Here is a 4,847-nt window from a genome sequence, read left to right as displayed (position 1 = left end):
AGCATTAGATCGCGTTTATCTTCTAGCCGTTGTTCTATAAATGGCTCCCATAGGCCGTGGTCACCTGGTGCATCCTCTGGTTCGTTACTTGCATCAAATGAAGAACGAAAATCGCAGTAACGCTGGCGTAGTAATTCGTACCAGCTCCAGAAATCCTTTCTGTGGTAATTCTGGAATTGTTCTTCGCTTTTCTTGCCGCCAAGGTAAAGCTTGAATTGATCAGGTATGTGACCCAGGATCGGCTCAAGCAGTTCGCAATAAGCGCAAGCCTGCACAATATAAATAGGCTTGGGGTGGCTTGAAAGCTTGCATTCGATTGGGATGTAGCTCCAGCTGCCAAGATTTGAAGGACGATCTACGCGTTCAAGTAGGTCGGCTGAGCCGCGCATTTCATTGTTAGACATCGATGCTTGCCAGACGAAATCGGCACCAGCTCGCATCGCTTTTAATGTTTCCTCATAGTCGAAAGCCTCCTGCTTGCCACGCAGTTTTTCTACCTTTATTCCATTCTGCCCCTCTAGCTCTTTGATTAATAATTTTTCATGTTCTAAGCCAGCTTTATAGAGGAAGTCATCAAGTGTCTTTGTTATTGGACGCGGAGCCCGCAACGGTTCAGTGGCATGTAGCTCTTCCCACCAGGCGCCAATAACAGGGCTGCGACTGAATAGGGCTAACTGGGATGGGGTGATTAATCGATTAAACATTTGCTTGCTCAGAGGAGGTTAAAAGTAGAGGTGAAATAAATTGTGTGAAAATAGAACACCGCATCATACTAAGCTAAAAAACCGAGTATGAAACATTTAGCTATTCTAGATCAACACTAGAAAGCATGTGGCGGCAACGCATTAATCGATCAGCATCAACAGCCCAAGATACAATTTGACTATGTTTTGCATCAGAATCATCACACATTTGATCAACAATACCATCATGATATTGCTCCAGACTTGAAATCAAAGCAATTGCAATTTGTTGATCGTCAAGCGGGCTTGTATCTAGTTTATCTATCAACTCCATTATCTCTTTAACTTTCTCACTGCGTTGGCGTTCAGTTTTTTCAGGGTAATCTGACTTGTTCTCTTGCATAGAAATTAATTCCTGCGGGCTATTTGGAACGCATGAAACACTCTCTGCGTCTATCTCACTATTGGGATCAATTGGCTTGCCAGCTTGAAAGCGGTAGCGACCGCGGTTTGGAGAGTCGTTGGGGTTGGTCATCACAGCTCCGTTGTGGTGTAACAAGCATCGCTGTTTTATCAGGAAAAAAATTAGTTATTGCGCGAATAACGAAATCCTCTTGTATTTGCAGTGCCTCTGGGAAAACCAAAGCTCAATTTGAAAGCTATTTATATATATCGATTACCCCTTGGGCATGCTGCAGATGCAACTGTTTTAAATCTTGTGGCTGCTCAATTCGTATGCCAGAGCCCCATCGAAATAACCAGTTACGTAGATCCCAATCGGCTTCTACAGTCCAGCGAGGCAATAATAACTCAACTGGATAGGGGTGACTATCAGATGAACCATTTGGTTCAAGGCAATCAGAAGGTCCCTGTTCCCATGAAGACTTAGCAGTAATTGGCTTTGAATAGCTGGTGTGAGTTATTAAAAAGCGATTCGACTCCTCTCGAATCAATTTAAATACTTTTTCAGTGCAGGAAAAGCGTATAAGCTCATAGTGTTCAATCCCAGCAATTGTGCCAGGCTTTTGCTCTGCTGTAATGGCAAGTTGCGCTTCTATTGAGTTACCAAAATAAAGACCGCCACACACACCTAGTAATAAATTCAAGCGGGCGATTGCATGCAAATGCTCAGTATCACTATTGCGGCGAATTTGAGTATTACTAGGATGTAAGATGAGTCGATCAACACGCAGGGTTTTTATCAAGCCGTGGGGGCGCCCAATAGCTTCTATTTCAAATGCCAAATACCAGCTTATATTATGGAATAATAGCTGTAATGGCCAAGCCCGAAAACGCGTATCAAATGAACCAGTAGGTGTAGATAACGCATTATCAGGTATATGACTAAGCAATGCAAGTTTTCGCTGAAATATTAATTTCTCTATTTTTTGGCTTTGATCACTGTTGGCCAATGTGCCTAATTTATTTTCGGTAATTGATCGATTTGCAATTGCGCGATTGGAAACACTAAACTGCTTGGATGCAGATTGCAATAAACCAGCCCGACGCAAGCGATCATCCAGCGACTCGTATAATAAATGTTGAGAGGAGTCATTTAAGCATTCAATTGTTGATTTAAGTAGCTCATGCACTTGCAATAGTTGATCTGCGTAGAGTAGGGCGGTACCAATTGCATAACCATGCCGCAAGCTATCAGGCCTACCTTTGCTTGATGAGCTAAAACCATAGGGCCTTAATAAATGACGTAGATCATTACGTAATACGGCTTCTTGATTAGCGGCGTAACTACCATCAATATGACTTAATGATTCAAGCAGATGTTGATAAAGCAATGAACCGTCGTTGGCACTATTATCACTAGAAGGTGCATCAAATGGTTCTTTTAGAATATGGCGTAACAGGGTAAATACTCTGATAAAAATACGTTTATCAGCCAAACTAGGAAAGCCACCATTTAAGGATTCATTGGTTGCCTTACAATATTCACCTAAGTAAATAGGATTATCGCTATTCCAGTTGAGTTGTGTAAAACCATTAGCTGTAAGCCATTCAAGATCTGCACGAATAAGAGCGGGATCGCCATAACATTCACTATTACCACCATGCACCTCAATCCATTTTGACAAATATACAGCTGCCTTTTCCGCTAGATCTCCTTCTGGCAATGGATTGCATATCGCAGCTAAACCTGCTGCCGTTGCTGGATCTTCTTGATTAAGGCCATTAAAAGTTGTTAGCAAACGTAGCAAAAAAAACAGGCGTTCTAGATCTATAAGGCGTGAATATTGATGCAAGTAGGGGAGTTTTGCTTGATCACGATTGATTGAATTACGTATAGAGGCATCTAAGTTGGTTAACTTTTGAGCTAAAGAAGTACTACTGGTTTCACCTGCAACGGGATCTAGGCTAACAACCGTTGCAAATGATTCAGCACGTTGGGGGCCAAATTGTTTGTGATTAAGTGCAGCATAGTATTCTTTAGTAACAGCATCTGGCACCGGTCGTTTTCGTTGTTTTGTCCATTCCAAGCAAGTATTGAGATCTGTTTTCAGCCACCAACCAATCCATTCCACCGGTTGAGCAAGTTCCAATTGCTGGGTATAAAGCAAACGCCAAGGTCGTCGCGCGTGGGTGGCATCAATAATTACGGGGTTGCCAGCAGCCACAGACGCATGTAGCCGCTCAATCAGAATTGCGCGGATTTCATCCCATGGGCCCTGCACTGCCTCATCACCATATAGTTCAGCTCTGATTGCATCTGTTGAAAGCACTATCGCTGGCTGGCCCTCATTGCCATGTAGCAATGGCTGCAAGCGCTGGGCCATTGTGGTTTTACCACTACCAGGGGGGCCAATCAATAAGTGGCAGCGGAGGGGAATACTAGTCATTTAGTCATTCTGATGGATCAAGATAAGCGAACATATTATCTTGCGCTATTTTGGTATAAATAAAAGCAAGTTATCTTTTTTGTCATATTGGAAATACCTATTACTAGGATTCTCTGGTTTGGGTGGATTTTTTTCAAGTGCTATGTAATTTGCTAACATCGCTTTTCTTCTATCGTCATAACCAGGGTGACTTGAATCTGGCTCTGTAGCACTTCCATCGCCTGTTGATCGATACATAAAATCAATATCCTTTAAACAAATCCGGCCCTTATAACCAGCTTTGGCAAGCATGGTGGCTGCCTCACGATCTGCTTGCAATTCAAATTCTCTTGACTTTTTCAAATTAGCTAAATCTTTATCCTTTTTATTCATTTCGTTTAGATCATGATTCTCATGGTAACTTTGCTTAAAAATATGACTGAGACGGACATGGGCTATTTCATGGGCAACTGTACAGCTTATGTAATCAATATCGTTGCCATAGGCGCGAAATGCAGGCCTTGGAATCATAATTGTGCCACTTGAAGTAGCCCATCCATTGATATCACCTATGGCATAACCCTGCCGCATTAGCTCGTCCCAACCATTTTTATAGCTATTAAATGGATTTAACTGGGCAAAAAAATCGCATTTATCAGCCTTACATAGGCCTCTTTCATATGCTAGTTGCGAGGAATGGGTGCCAGCAACAATCATAAATGCAAGCGGCTGCTTGCCAAAATTATTACCTTTACTAATTTTATTTAATACCACCTCAAGTGTTTTATATTCTGCTGGCATTTGCCGGTGTAATACCCAGTAGGCATAACTAGCAGCCATTACAGATGTTGCTACGGCGAAAGAGGCTAAGAACCTAAAGCTCAATGATAGTTTCATTTTAAGGCTCAATTAAGTCGATCAAATGGCCTTGAGCATCCACTAAACGATGACGTTTACCTGTACTCCGTGCACGAGCTTGGGCAGTACGGAAAGCATCAGCTTGGTTGTGTTTTTCCTGGAAGCGTTGCCAATTGCCGAATTGATCTTGCCATTGGATGATGAACTTGCTCATTTGTGCAGGCATTACTGATAGCAGTATCGCTGAACCATGATTGTTTATTCAATGCCTTGCGCGAAGAACCAACTGGCAGTTGCCTGCGCGCAGGCTTTAAAGAGCAGAAAAGGCCTTATCCAAGCCATTAATCACATTAGCAAAGAATTCTAAATCTAATGTTTCAACGGTATCAGTCATTTTATGGTAATGGGGGTTACGCATAAATGATGTATCAGTAACCATCAGAGCATTATAACCAGCATCCCAAAAAGGACTGTGATC

General features: G+C 42.3%; 4 protein-coding genes and 1 pseudogene. All 5 read right to left on the bottom strand.

Translation table 11 applies throughout. From position 1 onward, the window contains the following. Positions 1-704, bottom strand: a pseudogene (locus KB557_RS08975) (DNA helicase); the annotation flags it as partial. Between the two features lie 100 nt (positions 705-804). Beyond that, positions 805-1,218: a hypothetical protein gene (locus KB557_RS08970; protein WP_255133405.1), complete on the bottom strand. Its 414-nt coding sequence runs from the start codon at positions 1,216-1,218 to the stop codon at positions 805-807. Positions 1,219-1,342: 124 nt separating this feature from the next. After that, complete coding sequence (locus tag KB557_RS08965; protein WP_255133403.1) at positions 1,343-3,532, bottom strand: ATP-binding protein; 2,190 nt, start codon at positions 3,530-3,532, stop codon at positions 1,343-1,345. Between the two features lie 45 nt (positions 3,533-3,577). Further along, a complete protein-coding gene (locus KB557_RS08960) occupies positions 3,578-4,408 on the bottom strand; it encodes a hypothetical protein (protein ID WP_255133401.1) in 831 nt (276 codons plus the stop codon). A 1-nt stretch (position 4,409) separates the two neighbouring features. After that, positions 4,410-4,583, bottom strand: a complete 174-nt coding sequence (locus KB557_RS08955) for a hypothetical protein (protein WP_162842901.1) — start codon at positions 4,581-4,583, stop codon at positions 4,410-4,412. Positions 4,584-4,847: the final 264 nt, after the last annotated feature.

The organism is Synechococcus sp. Cruz CV12-2-Slac-r (assembly GCF_024346075.1).
Taxonomy (GTDB): domain Bacteria; phylum Cyanobacteriota; class Cyanobacteriia; order PCC-6307; family Cyanobiaceae; genus Synechococcus_D.
Note: the sequence above shows the minus strand (reverse complement) of the source record. Positions and strands in the feature narration are given on the sequence as shown.

Bases quoted from the DNA above. Each gene is read 5' to 3' on its own strand.
- KB557_RS08960 (WP_255133401.1), bottom strand. From the start codon at position 4,408: ATGAAACTATCATTGAGCTTTAGGTTCTTAGCCTCTTTCGCCGTAGCA.
- KB557_RS08965 (WP_255133403.1), bottom strand. From the start codon at position 3,532: ATGACTAGTATTCCCCTCCGCTGCCACTTATTGATTGGCCCCCCTGGT.
- KB557_RS08970 (WP_255133405.1), bottom strand. From the start codon at position 1,218: ATGACCAACCCCAACGACTCTCCAAACCGCGGTCGCTACCGCTTTCAA.
- KB557_RS08955 (WP_162842901.1), bottom strand. From the start codon at position 4,583: ATGAGCAAGTTCATCATCCAATGGCAAGATCAATTCGGCAATTGGCAA.